20 protein-coding genes are annotated in these 18,777 nt (G+C 54.2%); 16 read left to right on the plus strand and 4 right to left on the minus strand.

All coding sequences use genetic code 11. The annotated features are described in order from the left end of the window. The first annotated feature begins 14 nt into the window (after positions 1–14). Together KNP72_RS12135 and KNP72_RS12140 are read left to right on the plus strand one after the other, a co-directional pair. On the plus strand, positions 15–1,310 hold the full coding sequence (locus KNP72_RS12135; protein WP_214833566.1) for an HD domain-containing protein: 1,296 nt from the start codon (positions 15–17) through the stop codon (positions 1,308–1,310). Between the two features lie 23 nt (positions 1,311–1,333). Then, a complete protein-coding gene (locus KNP72_RS12140; RefSeq protein ID WP_214833568.1) occupies positions 1,334–2,920 on the plus strand; it encodes a Na/Pi cotransporter family protein in 1,587 nt (528 codons plus the stop codon). Between the two features lie 42 nt (positions 2,921–2,962). On the opposite strand, the gene KNP72_RS12145 is transcribed toward KNP72_RS12140, so the two are convergent. After that, positions 2,963–3,151: a 2-hydroxymuconate tautomerase gene (locus tag KNP72_RS12145; protein WP_012727443.1), complete on the minus strand. Its 189-nt coding sequence runs from the start codon at positions 3,149–3,151 to the stop codon at positions 2,963–2,965. A gap of 164 nt (positions 3,152–3,315) precedes the next feature. Between KNP72_RS12145 and ypfJ the strand changes: the two genes are divergently transcribed. The 9 genes from ypfJ (at position 3,316) to KNP72_RS12190 (ending at position 11,708) form a co-directional block, all read left to right on the plus strand. Next, entirely contained in the window at positions 3,316–4,173 is an 858-nt protein-coding gene (ypfJ, locus tag KNP72_RS12150) for a KPN_02809 family neutral zinc metallopeptidase (protein WP_214833570.1), read from the plus strand. 107 nt (positions 4,174–4,280) lie between these two features. Further along, positions 4,281–5,129 (plus strand): MurR/RpiR family transcriptional regulator, encoded by an 849-nt coding sequence (locus KNP72_RS12155; protein WP_021066056.1) that lies wholly within the window; start codon positions 4,281–4,283, stop codon positions 5,127–5,129. Next, on the plus strand, positions 5,126–5,581 hold the full coding sequence (locus KNP72_RS12160) for a GNAT family N-acetyltransferase (protein WP_214833573.1): 456 nt from the start codon (positions 5,126–5,128) through the stop codon (positions 5,579–5,581). The genes KNP72_RS12155 and KNP72_RS12160 overlap by 4 nt, the downstream gene beginning before the upstream one ends. A gap of 163 nt (positions 5,582–5,744) precedes the next feature. Beyond that, positions 5,745–6,638 (plus strand): N-acetylmuramic acid 6-phosphate etherase, encoded by an 894-nt coding sequence (gene murQ / locus KNP72_RS12165; protein ID WP_285800967.1) that lies wholly within the window; start codon positions 5,745–5,747, stop codon positions 6,636–6,638. Positions 6,639–6,650: 12 nt separating this feature from the next. Continuing rightward, complete coding sequence (locus KNP72_RS12170) at positions 6,651–8,024, plus strand: PTS transporter subunit EIIC (RefSeq protein ID WP_214833577.1); 1,374 nt, start codon at positions 6,651–6,653, stop codon at positions 8,022–8,024. 54 nt (positions 8,025–8,078) lie between these two features. Beyond that, positions 8,079–9,131 carry a DUF871 domain-containing protein gene (locus KNP72_RS12175; protein WP_214833580.1) on the plus strand — a complete coding sequence of 351 codons (1,053 nt, stop codon included), beginning with the start codon at positions 8,079–8,081 and terminating at the stop codon, positions 9,129–9,131. A gap of 57 nt (positions 9,132–9,188) precedes the next feature. Next, positions 9,189–9,692, plus strand: coding sequence for a YwhD family protein (locus KNP72_RS12180; protein WP_214719253.1), 504 nt, complete (start codon positions 9,189–9,191; stop codon positions 9,690–9,692). Between the two features lie 158 nt (positions 9,693–9,850). Then, a complete protein-coding gene (locus KNP72_RS12185) occupies positions 9,851–11,113 on the plus strand; it encodes a dicarboxylate/amino acid:cation symporter (RefSeq protein WP_214719255.1) in 1,263 nt (420 codons plus the stop codon). Positions 11,114–11,174: 61 nt separating this feature from the next. Continuing rightward, the gene (locus KNP72_RS12190; protein WP_214719262.1) at positions 11,175–11,708 is read left to right on the plus strand and encodes a TVP38/TMEM64 family protein; all 534 of its coding nucleotides are present in this window, start codon (positions 11,175–11,177) and stop codon (positions 11,706–11,708) included. Here KNP72_RS12190 and cls read toward each other — a convergent pair. Next, positions 11,684–13,207 (minus strand): cardiolipin synthase, encoded by a 1,524-nt coding sequence (gene cls / locus KNP72_RS12195; protein ID WP_353048078.1) that lies wholly within the window; start codon positions 13,205–13,207, stop codon positions 11,684–11,686. The two genes, KNP72_RS12190 and cls, sit on opposite strands and share 25 nt — an antisense overlap. A gap of 138 nt (positions 13,208–13,345) precedes the next feature. Between cls and KNP72_RS12200 the strand changes: the two genes are divergently transcribed. After that, positions 13,346–13,483 (plus strand): hypothetical protein, encoded by a 138-nt coding sequence (locus tag KNP72_RS12200; RefSeq protein WP_214719266.1) that lies wholly within the window; start codon positions 13,346–13,348, stop codon positions 13,481–13,483. Positions 13,484–13,522: 39 nt separating this feature from the next. Here the strand turns inward: KNP72_RS12200 and KNP72_RS12205 are convergent, their stop codons facing one another. After that, complete coding sequence (locus tag KNP72_RS12205) at positions 13,523–14,443, minus strand: EAL domain-containing protein (protein WP_251128997.1); 921 nt, start codon at positions 14,441–14,443, stop codon at positions 13,523–13,525. Positions 14,444–14,648: 205 nt separating this feature from the next. Here KNP72_RS12205 and speE point away from each other — a divergent pair, with 205 nt between their 5' ends. From speE to KNP72_RS12225, 4 genes are all read left to right on the plus strand, one after another. After that, the gene (speE, locus tag KNP72_RS12210) at positions 14,649–15,488 is read left to right on the plus strand and encodes a polyamine aminopropyltransferase (RefSeq protein WP_029594637.1); all 840 of its coding nucleotides are present in this window, start codon (positions 14,649–14,651) and stop codon (positions 15,486–15,488) included. Further along, the gene (speB, locus tag KNP72_RS12215) at positions 15,485–16,366 is read left to right on the plus strand and encodes an agmatinase (protein WP_214719267.1); all 882 of its coding nucleotides are present in this window, start codon (positions 15,485–15,487) and stop codon (positions 16,364–16,366) included. The genes speE and speB overlap by 4 nt, the downstream gene beginning before the upstream one ends. Positions 16,367–16,368: 2 nt before the next feature. Then, positions 16,369–16,737: a Na-translocating system protein MpsC family protein gene (locus KNP72_RS12220; protein WP_021066069.1), complete on the plus strand. Its 369-nt coding sequence runs from the start codon at positions 16,369–16,371 to the stop codon at positions 16,735–16,737. A 193-nt stretch (positions 16,738–16,930) separates the two neighbouring features. After that, the gene (locus KNP72_RS12225) at positions 16,931–17,881 is read left to right on the plus strand and encodes a sodium-dependent bicarbonate transport family permease (RefSeq protein WP_214833583.1); all 951 of its coding nucleotides are present in this window, start codon (positions 16,931–16,933) and stop codon (positions 17,879–17,881) included. Positions 17,882–17,918: 37 nt separating this feature from the next. Here KNP72_RS12225 and KNP72_RS12230 read toward each other — a convergent pair whose 3' ends face one another. After that, on the minus strand, positions 17,919–18,671 hold the full coding sequence (locus tag KNP72_RS12230; protein WP_214833585.1) for a homing endonuclease associated repeat-containing protein: 753 nt from the start codon (positions 18,669–18,671) through the stop codon (positions 17,919–17,921). Between the last annotated feature and the right edge of the window lie 106 nt (positions 18,672–18,777).

An 18,777-nucleotide genomic window follows, 5' to 3' on the forward strand; every position in this document is an offset into this window, starting at 1 on the left:
TAGGGGGCAACGTCATGTATACGTCACGAGGTCAATTGTCAGGATCGAAAGTGTTCAAAGATCCGGTTCACCGTTATATATACGTCTATGATCATCTTGTCTGGGAATTGATCAATACGAAAGAGTTTCAACGGTTACGTCGCGTCAAGCAGCTCGGGACGTCGTTTTTGACGTTCCACGGGGCCGAGCATACGCGTTTCCATCATTCGCTCGGCGTCTACGAAATCGCCCGACAGCTAATCGATCAGTTCCATGAGTATCCGGAGTGGGATGATCGCAACCGGGAGTTGATGCTCGCGGCGGCGCTGCTGCACGATGTCGGACACGGTCCGTTCTCGCACGCGTTCGAGCACGTCTTCGCCGTCCGTCACGAGGTGTGGACCGAACGGATCATCCTCGGGGACACGGAAGTGAACAAAGTGCTGTCTGAGATGGGGGTCGGCTTCCCGGAAGAAGTGGCGGCCATCATCAATAAGACACATCCGAACCGACTGCTCGTCAATATCCTCAGTTCGCAACTCGACGTCGATCGGATGGACTATCTGCTCCGTGACGCCCATTTCGCCGGCGTCAGTTACGGCAAGTTCGACCTCGAGCGCATGCTTCGGGTGTTGCGTCCCGATGAGGACCAAGTCGTCGTCAAACAGTCGGGCATGCATACGATTGAGGACTATATCATGCGGCGCTATCAAATGTATTGGCAAGTCTATTTACACCCGGCGACGCGGTCGAGCGACCTGTTGCTCAAAGCCGTGCTCGAGCGGGCGCAAGAGCTGTACGAGTCAGGCTACGCCTTCGAGATGACGCCGAAGCATTTCTTGCCGATTTTCAATCATGAGGACATGACGCTCGAGCATTACTTGAAGCTTGATGAAACAATCGTCTATTTCTATTTCCAAGAATGGATGGACGAGGCGGACCCGATTTTGGCCGATCTCGCGAGCCGGTTCGTCAACCGCCGCCTGTTGAAGTATAAGAATTTCCCGGAAGCGAACCGCGTCCGCTACATGGACCGCTTGCGTTCGACGATGGAGTCAATCGGGTTGCCGACCCGCTACTACTTACTCGAGGACCAGCTCAGTCAACTGCCGTACGACTTGTATAAAGGGCATGGCAAATACGAAGGCATCTACCTGCAAATGAACGACGGCGACCGTCGCGAAATCTCAGAAGTATCGATGCTCGTCCAATCGATTTTGAACTCGCGCCAGTCAGACGAGAAAATCTATTATCCTGAGGACGTGCTCCTCAATTTGAAAGATTACGCGTCAGAAAAAACATGGATGTTGTCAACGTTACGGGGAGAGTGAATCGTTGAAAAGGAAGTGACACCATGGGGATTGGCACATTGGTCGGCGGGATCGGGATTTTCTTGCTCGGGATGATGCTGTTGACGGATACGTTGAAAAACATGGCCGGGGAGCGGCTCCGGCAACGCTTGAATCTGTTGACAGAGGGACCGGTGTCAGGTGCGTTTCTCGGAGCCACAATGACGACACTCTTCCAGTCATCGACCGTGACGACGCTCATGACGATCAGTTTCGTCAGCGCCGGTCTGTTGACATTCACCCAAGCGCTCACACTCGTCATCGGAGCGAACGCGGGCAGTGCGACGACCGGATGGATTGTAGCGCTCTTAGGTTATAACGTGGATATTCGCGAGCTGTTGCTCCCGCTCATCGGGGTCGGTATGGCGCTACGTTTGATTGGACGGCGCGTCAAGCGCATCGGTATGCTCATGGTCGGACTCGGTTTGATTTTCGTTGGCATCGGCACGCTCCAAGAGGCGATGCGCGACGTCGTCACGTTCTCATTCGCTGGTTGGGAAGCGGACACACCGTTGCATCAACTCGCACTGCTTGGGACAGGATTACTGATGACCGTCCTATTACAGTCCTCGAGCATTGGTCTCGTCTTGACGATGACGGCGCTCGCGACCGATACGGTGACGCTCGCCCAAGCCTGTCTGCTCGTGCTTGGACAAAGCGCCGGGACGAGTCTCGTCGTCGCCATCGGGTCAATCGGAGGCTGGAAGTCGGCCCGCCGCATCGTCTTGGCGCACGTGCTCGTCCACGGCTCGATTTTACTCATCGGCTGGCTGACGTTCCCGCTCTTGTTCGGTGTCGTGAACGGTGTGGCCGATCGCCTCAATTGGAACGAACTGTTGCGGCTCGCCTTGTTCCACACCTCGTTCCATTTGCTCGGGGTGTTCACGTTCCTGCCGTTCCATCAGGCGTTCAGTCGTCAATTGCTCAAGTGGATCCCGAGCCGGGCGGAAAAGCTGACCCGGTTCCTCGACCCGAATATGGCCCGCATCCCGACGGTTGCGCTCGAGGCGGCCCGGCGATCATTGATTGAGATTGAGCGCTATTTGGCCAAAGAGACGCAACTGTTACTGACCGAGGCCCGTAAACGCGACGATGAGCTCCAACTCGTCGAGAAGACACTTAGCGATGTCCGGGTCTTTTTGAGCACGATTCAATTGGAAGAAGGGCGAGGACGCAACGATTACGGCCAACATCTGTCGCTGCTCCATACAATCGACCACTTGGAGCGGTGGCTGTTCGTCATGCGTGAAGTCGACCCGGTCGACGCGCTCCGCGATACGGACTTCCTGGTCGCGCGTCAGCTCGTCTTGCATGAACTCGACATGGTCGAGACGCTTAACCATCACACGCCCCCGGAAGAGTCGCGGCAGTGGAAGACGGCCTCGAAACAGCTAGCTGAATACAGGAAGGCGCACCGGGCCGAACTGCTCGAGGAGACGGCGGCTAATCAACTCGAGATGGATCAGACGATTCAAAAGGTGCAGGCCCTCCTCTGGCTGGACCGAATCGGCTATCACATTTGGCGTGCGACGCGTCATCTCATTAAACCGACTGTCCCGAGCGAGCGGTTTGAAGTGAATTTGGAAGACTGAAAAAGCGACCGCCCCTCCGAGATGGAAGGGCGGTCGCTGTGTTTACTTCTTATCCGCGTGCATGACGCCGGCTTGACCGTAGTGCGTCGCGTCCATCTCTTCAATGAAGACGGTGATGTTTTCTTTCGGGGCGTTCGTCGTCTCGGAGACGGCGTCCGTCACTTTTTCAATCAACGCACGTTTTTGTTCGACCGTGCGACCTGGGAGCATTTTGACAGTTACGTATGGCATCACATTTCCTCCTTTTAGTTCGTTCTCTTTCATTTTAGAGAAAGTCGCGCAGACTGGGAAGAATAAAGTCGACTCCGTACGCGACGCCCCCTAAATTTGCAGGTGCGAAATATGTGAAAACCGGGTAAGGAACAAGACAGACTAGTCGTAGGAGGAACAGGCGCATGAAATGGAAGGGCAGACAAGCAAGTCGGAACGTCGAGGATCGACGGGGACAACGTGTCGGAGGGAAAGGCATCGCAGGGATTGGTGGGGGCTTCGGTCTCATCTTAGTTATCGTCTTCACATTGCTCAATGGAGGGAATCCGGGCGATATCGTCAACAATATCGGACTCGGAGAACCAGAACAGTCGTCTGGAACGTATGAGGGTTCAGCACGTGAAGAAGAGATGGCCGATTTCGTGTCGGTCGTGCTGCGGGACACCGAGGAAGTGTGGACCGATATCTTTGCCGAAAACGGATTGACGTATCGGGAGCCGACGCTCGTCATCTATAAAGACCAAGTCGAATCCGCGTGTGGGATTGCCGGGTCGGCCGTCGGACCGTTCTACTGTCCGGGTGATCAGAAGCTGTATATCGATTTAAGTTTTTATGATGACCTCAGTCAACAGTTCAACGCACCGGGTGACTTTGCGATGGCGTACGTCGTCGCCCACGAGGTCGGGCATCACGTCCAGACGTTGCTTGGCACGACGGACGAGATTATGCCGCTCCGCAACGAGATGAGTGAGACCGAATTCAACAAATATTTGGTTCGCTTCGAACTCCAGGCCGATTACTATGCGGGAGTTTGGGCCCACCACGCCCAAGGGATGGACTATCTCGAGGCAGGTGACGTCGAAGAGGCGATGAATGCGGCGCATCAAATCGGGGATGACACGCTTCAAAAACAGGCACGCGGCTATGTGACGCCGGATTCGTTCACGCACGGGACGTCCGAGCAACGGAAACGTTGGTTCGATAAAGGGTTCCAAAACGGGACGATTCAAGGCAGCGATACGTTCAACGCCAAAAATTTATAACCATGAGGTCAAGCGATGGCTTGACTTTTTCCATGTCCAAGTTGGCTTGTGAAGAAAGAATCCGCTATCATGGAAACAGAAACTAGAAGTAGGAAGGGGATGACCCGATGGAATCCTTACTCAAAAAAATCGAATTCGCCAAAAGCGAGATGACGTCCGTGGAGAAAAAAATCGCCGACTATATTTTATCCCACTCGACGCTCGTCCCAAATATGACGACGAAAGAGCTCGCTCAAAAGACGGACGTGTCCGAGGCGAGTATCGTCCGCTTTGCGCGTGTCGTCGGCATCGATAGCTTCAAGGCGTTCAAACTTGCCCTCGTCAAAGACTTGGCGATCACCGAGACGACGCTCACCGACTTCAACGTGTTGCAGCAGAAAGATACACCGTACGATTCGTTCCAAAAAGTCATCCATGTGAACAAGATGGCCATCGAGGCATGTGCCGAGGCGATGGACAAGCGTGAGCTCGAGCATGCAATTGATACGTTCGCGCGAGCCAACCGAGTCGTATTTTATGGAGTCGGCGGCTCGTCGACGGCTGCGTACGACGCGCAATATAAATTCACGAAGCTCGGCTATGCGGCCCAGACATCGCAAGATTTCCATTACATGTTGTCGCTCATCCCGCATCTCGGACCGAACGACGTCTTCGTCGCCATCAGCACGTCGGGCCGGACGAAAGACGTGCTCGAACTCGTCCGTTTCGCCAAGAAGAAAGGGGTGCCGGTCGTCGCCATCACGGACCTCGATAAGTCACCGCTCTATCGGGAAGCGGACGTCCGACTCTGCACGCCGAGCGTTGAACGGGACTTCCGTATCGCGAGCATCGCGTCGCGGATGACGCAGTTGACGATTATCGACACACTTTATATGGGGCTGTTGCACCGCAAAGGCGAGGGATTGATTGATCGCTACGCCGAGGCGCGTGACGAGATGGTGAAGTTGCGCCGATGATTCACGTCTATGACGCAACGTGGCGCGATGCGGTGGCGACGTTCCTCTTGCGACAACGGTCGTTCGCCGCGTTAAACGGACAGACACCCGAGACGTTTCGGGACGAGAATCTGACCGACTTTGAAGCCGAAGAGACCGTCAGCCTCGTCTTTACGGACGGGGACGTCATCGCGGTCGCCGATTTGCTGAAGAAGCATCCGGTCGACGGCTCGCTTTGGCTCGGACTATTTGTCGTCGAGGAGAAACACCACGGCACCGGCCTCGCACAGCGTCTCTATGAACAGCTGGAACGGGAACAGATGCGTCCGTTCCAGACCGTGTTCCGACTCGGAGTGTTACCTCACAATGAGCGGGCGCGTCGCTTTTGGGAACGGCAAGGCTACGTCTATGAAAAAGATTCCATCACGGCACGGGGCGATCACGTCCACGTGTTGAAAAAAATCATCAGCTAAAGCGCTTGGTCCAATAGGGCCGGGCGTTTTTCTATAGATGTCTACAAATCTATATGCATACATGTATACGCCTGACCTATAATGAAATTTTATTTCCTTATTTTTTTAAATAAGTTTGACTTTTAATTTCAAGTTAGTACAATAAAATTAGAGAGAAGAAAGGATGGTGGCGATGTTAGACAAACTGGCTACTGAAAGACGAAATGAACGTACGATGCACTTGGACGAGATGGCGGTCGAGGAGTTCCTCGCAGTGATGAATGAGGAAGATCAATCGGTCCCACACGTCATTCAAGAAGAACTGTCGGTCATTGCCGAAGTGACGAAGCGTGCCATCGCATCCTTCAAACAAGGCGGACGTTTGATTTACATCGGCGCAGGGACGAGCGGACGGCTCGGAATCTTAGACGCGGCGGAATGTGTGCCGACGTTTGGCGTGTCACCGAACATGGTCGTCGGACTCATCGCAGGTGGCGAACGGGCGTTGATTAAAGCGGTCGAGGGAGCAGAGGATAGCAAGGATTTGGCAGTCAATGATTTGAAAGCGCTTCACTTGAATGCGTTCGACACCGTCATCGGGATTGCCGCGAGCGGACGGACACCGTACGTCATCGGCGGACTCGATTACGCACGTGAGGTCGGCGCGACGACAGCCGCGCTATCGTGTAACAAAGGTTCAAAAATCAGCGACCACGCCGAGTTTAAAATCGAAGTCGAGACGGGACCAGAAGTATTGACCGGATCGACCCGATTGAAAGCAGGGACGGCGCAAAAACTCGTCCTCAACATGATTTCGACGGCGTCGATGATTGGGGTAGGGAAAGTGTATCAAAACTTGATGGTCGACGTGCAGCCGACGAACGAAAAGTTGGAAGTGCGGGCCAAACGGATGATTGCGGAAGCGACAGGGGTCGACGAACAGACGGCCGCGCGTTATTTCGATTCATCCGGTGGTCACGTCAAGACGGCGATTGTCATGATTTTAGCCGACGTCCCGCATGCGGAGGCAGTCGAGCGATTAGAGCGTGCGAACGGATTCGTCCGTGACGCATTATAAGGGGGATTCGAGATGAAGAAAGAAGAGGTTCTTGCACATGCGATATTAGAGCATGTCGGGGGGAAAGATAACATTCGTCAACTCGCGCACTGTATGACACGTGTGCGTTTAGCGCTCAAAGATCCGACGAAAGCGGATCTCACTGCATTGAAACAAATCGATGGTGTCATGGGTGTCATCGATGACGAGACGTTGCAAATCGTCGTTGGCCCGGGGACGGTCAACCGCGTGGCGGACCATCTCAGCCGTGAGACGGGGCTCGCCATCGGGGAAGAGTCGGTCGATGCGAATTTGACGCCGGACGAACGGGCGGCCATCGAACGTCAAAAAGTGAAAGACAAACAGAAGTCGCCGTTCAAGCGCTTCTTGCGTCGCTTAGGGAACATCTTTATTCCGCTCATTCCAGGGCTTGTCGCTTCAGGTATCATTAACGGGGGAGCCAACTTCGCGAAGAACGCCGGCGTCGACCCGACCGAAACGTGGATGCAAATCCTCTTATTGCTCGGTAGCACAGTGTTCGCGTATCTCGCCATCCTCGTCGGTTGGAACACGGCCAAAGAGTTCGGTGGGACGCCGGTACTCGGTGCCATCGCCGGGGGGATTCTCTTCAACCCGGTGCTCGCGGACATCACCATTTATGGGGAACCGCTCGTCGTCGGGCGGGGTGGACTGTTCGGGGTCATCTTTGCCGCTTGGCTCATGACGTATATCGAGAAACACGTGCGTCGCTTCATGCCGACGGCAGTCGATATCATCTTTACACCGCTTCTCACGGTCCTCGTCGTCGGTTTCACGGCGCTCTATGCGATCATGCCGGTCGCTGGTGTGTTGTCAGACGGAATCATGCAAGGATTGAACGCTGTGCTTGAAGTCGGTGGACCGGTAGCAGGGGCTGTCCTTGCTGGATTCTTCTTGCCGCTCGTCATGGTCGGGTTGCATCACGGACTCACACCGATTCACTTGGAATTGCTCAACACGGTCGGTAACACGGCACTCTTGCCAATTCTGGCGATGGCAGGGGCCGGACAAGTCGGGGCAGCGCTCGCGATTTTCGTGAAGACGCGCAACCAACGTCTTCGTAACATCATCAAAGGGGCCATCCCGGTCGGATTCCTTGGAATCGGCGAGCCGCTCCTTTACGGGGTCACCCTCCCACTTGGCCGTCCGTTCTTGACGGCTTGTATGGGGGCCGCGGTCGGCGGTGCCTTCCAAGCGACGATGAAGACGGCAGCACTCGGGATCGGGGTCTCAGGTCTCTCGCTCACGCCGCTCATCGACAACGGCATGTACTTGACGTACATCGCAGGTCTTGTCATTTCGTATACTGCTGGCTTCATCTTCACGTATTTCTTCGGCTTCAAAGAAGAAATGGCAGACGGGATTTAACAACCGAGGCGGCTCTTTGGAGTCGCCTTTTCATTTGATGAGGAGGGTTTTCTGATGAAAGGATTATCGGTTTATTTGAGCGAACCGCTCACACCGCAGTTCAAGATATGGATCGGACGCATGCGCGAGATTGGCTTCACCTCGATGTTCACGTCACTGCATATCCCCGAGGACGACACGTCGGTGTATACGGAACGGCTCCGTGATCTCGGGACGCTCGCACGAAAACTCGACATGGAACTGTTTGCGGATATCGCACCGATGTCGCTCGCCGCGCTCGGCAAGACGTGGGACGATGCCCATACGCTCACCGAATGGGGCGTGACGGGGCTGCGCGTCGATTACGGGGTGACCCCGAAACAAGTCGCCGACTTGTCGACCCGGATGACGGTCGCCTTGAACGCGAGCACGCTCTCTGAAACGGAACTTATAGAGATGAAGCAACACGGCCTCGTGAAGGACAATGTCGAGGCGTGGCACAACTTCTATCCGCGACCGGAAACGGGGCTTGACCGAGACTGGTTCGATGCCAAGAACGACTGGCTGAAGCGGCAAGGTTTGAGCGTCCAGGCGTTCATTCCCGGGGACGGGACATTACGTGGACCGCTGTTCGAACGGCTGCCGACGCTCGAGGACCATCGCAAGCAGTCGACGTTCGCTTGTTATTTAGATCTCGAGGATTCCGTCGACCGTATCTTGATCGGCGATCCGGGACTCGCCGACGAGACGATAGAACAGTTCGCCTCACACGCCGACGAGATGCTCGTCCTGCGGGCCGAAGCGGAGACGACGATTGAGGCCGCCTTCTATCGTGTCCAGACGAACCGGATGGACCCGGCACGTGACGTCGTCCGTTCGGTCGAATCGAGGGGCTATGGCCGTCCGGGGGACCGCTTGCTCGAGCCGATGGCAGCAAGACCGCGTCCGCTCGGAACGATCACGGTCGATAATGCGAAGTACGGACGCTACGCCGGCGAGCTGCAAATCACAAAACACGATTTAGTGGCCGACGAACGGGTCAACGTCCTGGGGCACGTCATCGAGGCAGACCGGCCGCTCATCCAGGCGATTGGACCGGGTACGAAGTTTCGAATCGAGTGGTGCTGACGTTCCGGATTGCCACATTCCCTCGTCTTTGTGTACAGTAGAGAGGGAGGGAATGCCATGAAAGAGATTAATTTTAACATCGTCGCTGACGATTCGACCGATGGCCACGGCGGTTTTGGGGTCGGTTCGCTCAGTTTGAACAATATGTCTCCCGTCATCATCGATGTCGAGGCGGGGACCGCGGTCATCGATATGGGAGCCATGCATGCTAAATCAGCGATCGAGAAACGCATCAAATTTTTGACGGATCCAGAAGCGGTGCCGAATGGTAAACCGTACTGGATCGTCTGGGTGACGGTCGGGCGGAAGCCGGAAGGGTTCTATTACGGGGGTGTCGCGGCTTGTGACATGTCGATTGACCTCGAGGCGCGCCGTGGTTACAAGTTATTGCCGTATCACGTCAACCAAATGGATAAATCTCTGAAAGGCCGGATTCTCATCGAGATGATGGACGAACCGTCACGGAACGTGCTCGCGATGTTCCTACAAGCACATCGTCCGGAAATTTGGGAGCATTCGACCGAACTTCAGACCGAACTCGCGCGTCTTCAAGCCGAGTGAAAAGATTGGACCGTCCTGGTCTCCAATCTTTTTTGTTTTCGTTTGAGACGTACTCATTATCGCCAACATGTTACAGAATTGTGACATTGGCGTAATTGTATGAATATTCAGCATTATGCTATACTAAACACACTGTGTAAAAGAGAAAGGGTGACACGATGAGTGAAACTAAGAAAATTATGATTGGCCTCCTGTTGGGGGTGGCCGTTGGTTTAGGATTGGCTGGATTGCCAGGCAACATTTACGATGTGACGAACACGTATCTTCTATCGCCGGTCGGAACCGTATTTTTAAACTTGATTAAAATGCTAGTCGTCCCGATCGTCTTCTTCTCGATCATTCTTGGCGTCATGGGTCTCGGGGATCCGAAAGAACTTGGACGCGTCGGTACGAAGTCGATTTTGTTCTTCTTAACGACAACAGCAATCGCCATCGTGTTGGCACTTGGTGTGGCCTCGATTGTAAAACCTGGAGAACGTGGCGATTTCCCGACGACAGGTCTTGAGTTCGATGCATCAGGTTCGGAAGAGTCATCAAACATCGTGCAGACGTTAGTCAACATGATTCCGACAAACCCGATTCAAGCGCTCGCAGAAGGCAACATGCTTCAAATCATCGTCTTCGCGGCATTTATCGGATTTGCCTTGATTGCACTCGGTGATAAAGCGAAAACTTGGCGACGCTTTGTAAAACAAGGCGACCAAGTCATGATGTATTTGATTCACTTGGTCATGAAGCTCGCGCCGTATGGTGCATTCGCCTTGATCGCTTCGGCTATCGGTGGCATCGGCTTTGCAGCCGTTCAAGCGATGGCATGGTACATGTTTGCGGTCGTCTTCACGTTAGTCTTGCACTCGGTCGTTGTGTACGGTGGCGCAGTCGCCCTCCTCGGGAAAATGAATCCGATTTTTTTCTTTAAAAACTTCTACGAGGCGATGACATTCGCATTCTCGACATCGTCGTCGAACGCGACGTTACCGGTGTCGATGGAAGTGGCTCAAAAGAAACTCGGCGTTCCGCGCTCGATTTCGTCATTCGTCCAACCGCTTGGTGCGACGGTCAACATGGACGGGACGGCCATCATGCAAGGGGTCGCGACAATCTTTATTGCGCAAGTGTTTGCTACCGATTTGACGATGGCTGAACTCGTGACGGTCGTCATCACCGCCGTACTCGCCTCAATCGGGACGGCGGGCGTACCAGGTGTCGGACTTGTCATGCTCGCGCTCGTCTTGCAGTCGGTCAACTTACCGGTCGAAGGGATCGCCCTGATCATCGGTGTCGATCGTGTCCTCGATATGCTCCGGACGTCGGTCAATATTACAGGTGACGCCGCGTGTGCGGTCGTCGTCTCGAAACTCGAAGAGAAGCATCTTCCTGCTGTCGATGAAGACTCGTGGGATGAAGTGGACGCAAAATAACCTAAAGGCTGACCCGGTTCATACCGGGCCAGCCTTTTCAAATGAAGTGAGGGTTTAACGAATGGAATGGGAAGTTCTGCCGATCCCGCTGTTTATCGTGGTCAGCATCATTTTAAACAGCATCATAGCCATCGCCGGTGTGTTACCGAGCGCGTTTTTAACGGCGCTGAACGTCCAGATTCTAGGCTTCGGACCGGGTGTCGCCGTCTCTATCGTCGGTGAGGCATTCGGTGCCGTACTCAGCTTCATCTTGTATCGCCGGGCGCTCCATCGCTACACGTCACCGGACGGGAAGCGGCTGAGGCGTCTCCGTGAGGCGGAAGGCGTCGAGGCGTGGTTCCTCGTCCTCAGCCTCCGGCTGCTACCGTTCGTGCCGTCCGGTCTCGTCACACTGTCGGCCGCCTTCAGCCGGATGTCGCTCCCGTCGTTCGCCTTGGCAAGCACGGTGGGGAAGGTCCCGGCGCTCTTGATGGAGGCGCTCGCTTTCACGGCCGTCCTGACCGTGGCGAGCGGATGGCAACTCGTACTCGTCGCCGTGCTCGCCGTTTTATACGTCGTGTGGCGTTTGTCTCAGAGGAGCGGCGAGAGAATATGACAGAACGCTTCGACGAAGCGTTTGCCGTTCGATTTCTTACGCATCATCGACCAGTCGACGAGAATCGATTCATCGAAGTCGTTCAAGAACGCTTCGTGCAACTCTTGAATGGATGACGTCTCGAACTGGGCGATAGTCATCTCATGGTTCAAATACATGCTCCGAAAATCAAAGTTAGCCGTCCCGACGAGCGCAATCTTGCCATCGATGAGGACGGTTTTTGCGTGGATAAAATGACGATTGTATTTATAAATCCGGATGTTCCGTTTGAGCAATTGCTCAAAATAATACTCGGTCGCATGGAAACTGAACCATTCGTCTCCTTTTCCGGGGACGACGATTCGGACGTCGATGCCGCGCTTGCCGGCGACTTCTAACAGCGCGAGCATTTCGGGAGGCGGAATCAAGTAAGGGGTCGTCATCCAAATCGATTCCTTCGCCTGCATCAACAGAGCCATGAGCCCGTCTCGAATCGTCACGTCTTTCCCAGGAGATGTGACGAGCAGTTGCGTCGCCCCGTTTTCTTGTTGTGGCTCATCGATAAAGTATTCCGGTAAGTGTTTGCTGTCGGCAAATAAGTCCCACGTCTCTTTGTCGTCCTCATGGCCGGCATATAGCCAATTCTCGACGAACAGGCGCTGCAGTTCGCGGACGAGCGGCCCTTCGAGGCGCAGGTGCGTATCGCGCCAAAAGCCAAGTTTTTTATTGTTACCTAGATATTCATCACCTACGTTCAGGCCACCCGTATAAGCGATCCGTCCGTCGATGACGATCAACTTCTGATGGTTACGGAAGTTGGCGTTAAACACGAGGAGCGGATGGACGACCGGGTCGAATGCTTGGACGTGGACACGCGACTCGCGGAGCGGTTCGATGAAGTCTTCATTGATTTCCTGACTGCCGAGCCCGTCATATAAGAAGCGGACGGTGACGTTCTCGTTGGAGCGCTTAATCAGGGCGTCGCGAATTTTCATCGAAATCTCGTCAGTCCGGAACAGATAATACTGGACGTGGATATGGTGGGTCGCTTGCTCGATATCTTTAATCACTGCATCGAATTTTTGCTCGCCATTGACGAGTAGTTTCGTCGACGTGTGGCCATCCGCGCCGGTCGCCCCGAGTTTTTCGAGCGTGCGCGTGAGCGGATAACGATCGGATACGTCGTTGGACGTCTCGACGCGCTCCTCTTCAATCGCTTGGCGGAACATGCGAATCTCGGTCGAGGTCCGTTTGATCCGACGGTGGCGTCGCGGTGTCCGTCCGAATAGTACCCAGGCGAGGGCGCCGAGGAACGGGATGAACAGGACGGCGAGTAGCCAAGCAAGCTTGGCCTGCGGTTGGACCTGGTCGAATAAAATATGCCAGCCGACGAGGAGCGGCGCCACGATCGCAAGACCAATCAGGAATGGGATCAATCCGTCCACAGAATAGAGGGCGAGGAGAAGGAAGAGGCCGAGTACAATCATGGTGAGGAGTTGCCAGACGCGTCGTTTCAACACGTACACCTTCTTTCTGTTCAGTTGTCATCACTGAATTCATTCCACCGTTTACACATTGTTAATCTAAAATTACGTTTCACGATATGGGCGAAGGGAATTATCGTAACTGTACGACACAACGTAAAAGGGGTGTTAGCGATGAAGAAGAAAGGTGCATTGGCCGCGTCGCTCTTGGCGACAGGCATCATTCTCGGGGCTTGCGGGGGAGCAGACGAAGAACCGATGAACAATGAAGATACGGAAATGCAAGAAGATATGGATGAAGAAGAAGATTAAAAAAACGGCCTAGAGCGTATGCTCTAGGCCTTCATTGCGTCAAAGCGAATACGGGGACGGTTTGCCAAAGTAATAGCCTTGGGCGAGGTCGAATCCGAGTTCACGACAGACATCGACTTCTTCGGCGCGTTCGATGCCTTCAGCCAGAATCGTGATGTCCATCGATTTGGTCAATTGACGTACATTTTTCAAGAATGTCCGTTTTTCGGCATCTTGATCGCAAAACGAGATGTACGACCGATCGATTTTGACATAGTCCGGTTTGAGGCGTCTCAACATATCGAGCGTCGAGAAACCGGCCCCGACATCGTCGAGGGCGACTTTCATGCCGCGCTTCTTATATGTAGAGAACACGTGCTGCAAGTGGGCCACGTCTTGTACTTTTTCCGTCTCGACGACTTCAAAGATGAAACGGTCGGGACTGAGCCCGTATTGATCGATAATCTCGAACGTGTGTTGCAGACAATAGTCCGGGTTATAAATCGTCGACGGCAAGAAGTTGATGAACGTCTTTTCGTGCGGGGCGACGGCATGATAGGTCGCTTTAATGGCCTCGGCGCGAGCGCGCTGGTCAAGCTTGGAATGCAGGCCGAAACGGTTGGCCGCGCGGAACAGTTCTCCGGGAGAGACGTTATTGCGACTGCGGAGTAACGCTTCGTAACCGAATCGTTCACCGGTATCGAGATGGACGATTGGTTGCAGATGGCTCTCGAATTCACCGTGTTGAATGAGTTCGATCGTATCGCGGTTGGCAATCTGTTCGAGCAGATTGCTGGCCGAGATGATTGCGGTTTGCCATTTCGTCACTTGATCGACGCAATAGACGTCCTCCTCGACGGTGGAAAGGTGTGCGGTTAATTCATCTAACGATTCATACGGATGGAAAGTGTCGTTGACGACGACAAGGCCTCGTTCAAAAAATGGGATGTTCGTAGAGCAGGCAGTACACGGAGACCACATAAGATCCCTCCTTTCGAATGATTAAAGTACTCTCTCTATACTTTATCGGATAAAACTCACATAAAACTCACATGGCAGGACAAATAAATAAAAAAATCGTGCAAATTGCGGGTAGTTTTTGTATACTTCCTATCGTATGAATAAGAAGCGCCTCAAAACGCCACTCGCATACGAACAACTTTTTAATCAGAAAGGGGTTCTATCGATGGACCAAAAATTAAAATTATGGTTTACGGAGCACCAGACAGAAGATTACGGAATCACGTTCCGTGTAAACCACGTTTATGAGAGCGAACAAACGGAGTTTCAACGACTAGAAATGGTCGAAACGGACGAGTTCGGAACAATGTTGTTACTTGACGGAATGGTCATGACGACGGATAAGGACGAATTCGTCTATCACGAGATGGTGGCTCACGTCCCACTCTTCACGCACCCGAATCCGAAGCATGTGCTCGTAGTCGGCGGTGGAGACGGCGGCGTCATCCGTGAGATTATGAAACACCCATCAGTCGAAAAAGCAGTTCTCGTCGACATCGACGGGAAAGTCATTGAATATTCGAAGAAATACTTACCAAATATCGCAGGCGAACTCGACAACCCACGCGTTGAAGTCATCGTCGGCGACGGCTTCATGCATATCGCCGAGTCTGAGAACGAGTACGACGTCATCATGGTCGACTCGACAGAACCAGTCGGCCCAGCGGCCAACTTGTTCACGAAAGGATTCTACGCCGGAATCTCGAGAGCGCTCAAAGCCGATGGAATCTTCGTCGCGCAGACGGACAACCCATGGTTCACGCCAGAGCTCATCCAGACAGTCCAACGTGACGTGAAAGAAATCTTCCCGATCACGAAGCTCTACACAGCGAACGTACCGACGTACCCAAGCGGCATGTGGACATTCACAATCGGTTCGAAGCAGTATGACCCGGAAGCAGTGGCTCCGGAGCGTTTCCACGACATCGAGACGAAGTACTACACGCCGAAGCTTCACAATGCAGCATTCGTCCTTCCTAAATTCGTGGAGGACTTGACGAAATGATTAAACGTTTCGATGAAGCCTATTCAGGCAAAGTGTTTATCGCGAGCCTGCCAGAAGTCGCAGACGCGAAGACGGTCCTTTACGGGATGCCGATGGACTGGACGGTCAGTTTCCGTCCAGGATCACGTTTCGGTCCGAACCGAATCCGTGAAGTCTCAATCGGGCTTGAAGAGTACAGCCCGTATTTGGACGGAGATTTGAGTGAAGCCGCCGTCTATGACGCTGGTGACATCCCGCTTCCGTTCGGGAATGCTCAGAAGTCGCTCGACATGATCGAGTCGTTCGTCAAGGACGTCATTCAAGCAGGCAAGTTCCCACTAGGTATGGGTGGGGAACACCTCGTCACTTGGCCGGTCATCAAGGCGATGCATGATCAATACGGCGACGATTTCGTCATTCTTCACTTCGATGCGCACACGGACCTCCGTGACGAATACGAAGGCGAGCCGTTGTCGCACTCGACACCACTCAAAAAAGCGGCCAACTTGATTGGGCCATCGAACTGCTACTCGTTCGGAATTCGTTCTGGGATGAAAGAAGAGTTCGACTGGGTCAAAGAAGTCGGCTATAACATGTATAAATATGAAGTGATCGAACCGCTCAAACGTGTGTTGCCGACGCTCGCCGGGAAGAAAGTGTACGTCACGATCGATATCGACGTCCTCGACCCATCTTCTGCACCGGGAACGGGAACGCAAGAGATCGGTGGCATCACGACGAAAGAATTGCTTGAAGCGGTCCACGCCATCGCGAACGCTGACGTCGACGTCATCGGGGCCGACCTCGTCGAAGTGTCACCGGCGTACGATCAGTCGGACATGACGGCCATCGCCGCCGCGAAGATTCTTCGCGAGATGATGATCGGGTTCGTGAAGTAACGATGCCGAAAAAAGGTCAGCTCGAGATGGAGCTGAGTGCTCGCATCACCCAATGGGAGAAAGAGTATCTCGGACGCGGTTCCTTGACGTGTAAAGCAGATTTGCTCCGCGACCTGGCGATCGTGACGCTCCAAGGCGTCTTGACCCCGGCCGAGTACGAACTGGCCGCCAAATCGGCCGGACGCGAGCAATTGAAGAAGTACCGCAACAACCTCGTCGAATCCGGTCGGCCTCAGCTCGAGGCCATCGTGCACGACGTACTCGGGCGGCGACTCGTCTCGCTCCATACGGACATCAGCACGAAGACAGGGGAACGCCTCATCGTCTTTCGACTCGATGCACCGTGGGAGAACGGGATTGACAAGCCGTGACGACGTTTTTACACTAGAAGCAGAGACGGTTCAGGATGGGTGGTGTCCGCGAGACATCCCCTTCGTCCTGACCCGGAGCTGACCAACTACACATCCGACAGTTGTCGGCTAGACGGAGCGAACATGTTCGAGCCGTCGGCATGCAGCGCACACCTTTCTTTGGTGTGCGCTTTTGTCGTCTAGGAGGAAATGTATGGAACTATTGACGTTTTTATTGACGAGCGCCCCGGTGCTCCTGTTCGTGACCGGTGTGATTGCTGCTCTAGGCAAATCAAATTTACGAATCCCGGAGTCGCTCAGCATCACGCTCAACTTGTATTTACTGCTCGCCATCGGGTTGAAAGGGGGAATCGGGCTCGCCTCGGTGTCGATGGACGAGTTGGCGCTCCCGCTAGCAGTGACGCTCGTCGTCGGCATCATCTTGCCGCTCGTCGCTTTCGGGTTCGGCGCGCTGCTCAAGTTCACGTTCCCGGAACGAATCGCCATGGCGGCCACGTTCGGTTCGGTCTCGCTCGTGACGTATGTCGCCGCGACGGCCCAGCTCGAACGTCTCGGCATCGTCTATGAACCGTTCATGACGACGCTCGTCGTCGTGCTCGAGATTCCGGGTCTCGTCGTGGCGCTGCTCTTGTACAACCAGAGCCGCGTCCTCGGGATTACGGCGGCCCCGACCCAATCGTTCACGGTCATCCGTGACAGCCTGCTCTCCAAGAGTATTCTGCTGTTGTTGGCTGGTCTCGTCGTCGGAATCGTCACGCCGGATACATCGGCGCTCGAACCGTTCTTCATCGACTTGTTCCCAGGCGTGTTGCTGTTGTTCCTGCTCAGTCTGGGCGTCAAGGTCGGTCATCAGTTGAAGGCGGTACCATCCTATGGTCTCAAATTTTTGGTCATCGGCATGACGTTCCCACTCATTGGGGCCGTCATCGGCTACATTGCGGCCGGGATGGCCGGGCTATCGGACGGGGGGACGATCCTCTTCATGACGCTCGCCGCGAGCGGGTCGTATATCGCCGCCCCGGCCATGCTTCAGGCGTCAGTTCCGGAGGCGGAGCCGTCCTTTTATCTGACGCTCGCCCTCGCTGTCACGTTCCCGTTCAATCTGCTCGTCGGCATTCCATTGTTCATTTCTATCGTCACCTGAAAACAGGCCTGGTCTCGAATCGAGACCAGGCCTGTTTTCATTGATTCACTTTTTGTTCTTCCATACATTTCAACGCCGCCGTCCAGCTGCCGAATAGGGCATTGATGGTCGACGTGCTCGGCACGTTACGCCCTTCGGCCCATTTCCGATAATGGAGGATGCTGAAGTGTGATAACTCTTGCTTAGCAACGCGGAGCGCCTCGATGACGTCCTCTTCATCCCATTTCCGCTTCGGTGGGGCGATATCGAGGACGAATAAGGCGTAGCTCCATGACCCGTACTTCCGGGCGATGGTTGCGACCGTCGGATAGCCGCGCTCTTGGGCCCAGATGGCGTAATGCTGAGATGTGAGACGTTCGAGTTCCTCGGTCGCTTCAATCAACGCTTGGATAATTCGTTCTTCATTGTTTTTCGCCGCGGTCGTCTGAAGTTTGGCTTCCCGGAGCGCGTTTGACCAAGAGCCGAACCGGCTGCTGATTAACGTCAGCGACGGGGAACGTGTTACTTTCGACCACTCCCGATACGTTTGGCTCGTGAAGAGCGAAAGTTCCTCAGCGGCTTGATTCAATGCCTGAAGGATATCCTCATCTGAATAGTAATGGAACGACATTTGAATTTGGGCGGCGACGAGTGCTTCGCGCCAAGACCCGAACTGGTGGATAACGGTGGAAAGGGACGGTACGTTTTTGGTTTGCGACCAAACGCTGTACCGTTTTGAATCGAGCTCGGCATGTTCTTGAGCAGCTAACTGCAACGCTTGTACGATTTGAGGGCGTGTCCATTTTTTCATCTTGGTGTCTCTCCTTTGGAGGGAGACGCAGCGAGCGTCTCGGAAGGTCTCTTGGTGTGAATGAACAGCTTGTATTGGTTGAAGAGTCAACGAGCTAGTCAAAAAG

This window comes from Exiguobacterium sp. s152, assembly GCF_018618335.1.
Classification (GTDB): Bacteria; Bacillota; Bacilli; order Exiguobacteriales; family Exiguobacteriaceae; genus Exiguobacterium; species Exiguobacterium chiriqhucha.

Coding starts and splice junctions, on each gene's coding strand:
- KNP72_RS12225 (WP_214833583.1), top strand. CDS start 16,931: ATGGAACTATTGACGTTTTTATTGACGAGCGCCCCGGTGCTCCTGTTC.
- ypfJ (WP_214833570.1), top strand. CDS start 3,316: ATGAAATGGAAGGGCAGACAAGCAAGTCGGAACGTCGAGGATCGACGG.
- KNP72_RS12205 (WP_251128997.1), bottom strand. CDS start 14,443: ATGTGGTCTCCGTGTACTGCCTGCTCTACGAACATCCCATTTTTTGAA.
- KNP72_RS12200 (WP_214719266.1), top strand. CDS start 13,346: ATGAAGAAGAAAGGTGCATTGGCCGCGTCGCTCTTGGCGACAGGCATC.
- KNP72_RS12140 (WP_214833568.1), top strand. CDS start 1,334: ATGGGGATTGGCACATTGGTCGGCGGGATCGGGATTTTCTTGCTCGGG.
- KNP72_RS12160 (WP_214833573.1), top strand. CDS start 5,126: ATGATTCACGTCTATGACGCAACGTGGCGCGATGCGGTGGCGACGTTC.
- KNP72_RS12185 (WP_214719255.1), top strand. CDS start 9,851: ATGAGTGAAACTAAGAAAATTATGATTGGCCTCCTGTTGGGGGTGGCC.
- KNP72_RS12230 (WP_214833585.1), bottom strand. CDS start 18,671: ATGAAAAAATGGACACGCCCTCAAATCGTACAAGCGTTGCAGTTAGCT.
- KNP72_RS12145 (WP_012727443.1), bottom strand. CDS start 3,151: ATGCCATACGTAACTGTCAAAATGCTCCCAGGTCGCACGGTCGAACAA.
- KNP72_RS12170 (WP_214833577.1), top strand. CDS start 6,651: ATGAAGAAAGAAGAGGTTCTTGCACATGCGATATTAGAGCATGTCGGG.
- KNP72_RS12190 (WP_214719262.1), top strand. CDS start 11,175: ATGGAATGGGAAGTTCTGCCGATCCCGCTGTTTATCGTGGTCAGCATC.
- murQ (WP_285800967.1), top strand. CDS start 5,745: ATGGTGGCGATGTTAGACAAACTGGCTACTGAAAGACGAAATGAACGT.
- speB (WP_214719267.1), top strand. CDS start 15,485: ATGATTAAACGTTTCGATGAAGCCTATTCAGGCAAAGTGTTTATCGCG.
- speE (WP_029594637.1), top strand. CDS start 14,649: ATGGACCAAAAATTAAAATTATGGTTTACGGAGCACCAGACAGAAGAT.
- KNP72_RS12220 (WP_021066069.1), top strand. CDS start 16,369: ATGCCGAAAAAAGGTCAGCTCGAGATGGAGCTGAGTGCTCGCATCACC.
- KNP72_RS12180 (WP_214719253.1), top strand. CDS start 9,189: ATGAAAGAGATTAATTTTAACATCGTCGCTGACGATTCGACCGATGGC.
- KNP72_RS12135 (WP_214833566.1), top strand. CDS start 15: ATGTATACGTCACGAGGTCAATTGTCAGGATCGAAAGTGTTCAAAGAT.
- KNP72_RS12175 (WP_214833580.1), top strand. CDS start 8,079: ATGAAAGGATTATCGGTTTATTTGAGCGAACCGCTCACACCGCAGTTC.
- KNP72_RS12155 (WP_021066056.1), top strand. CDS start 4,281: ATGGAATCCTTACTCAAAAAAATCGAATTCGCCAAAAGCGAGATGACG.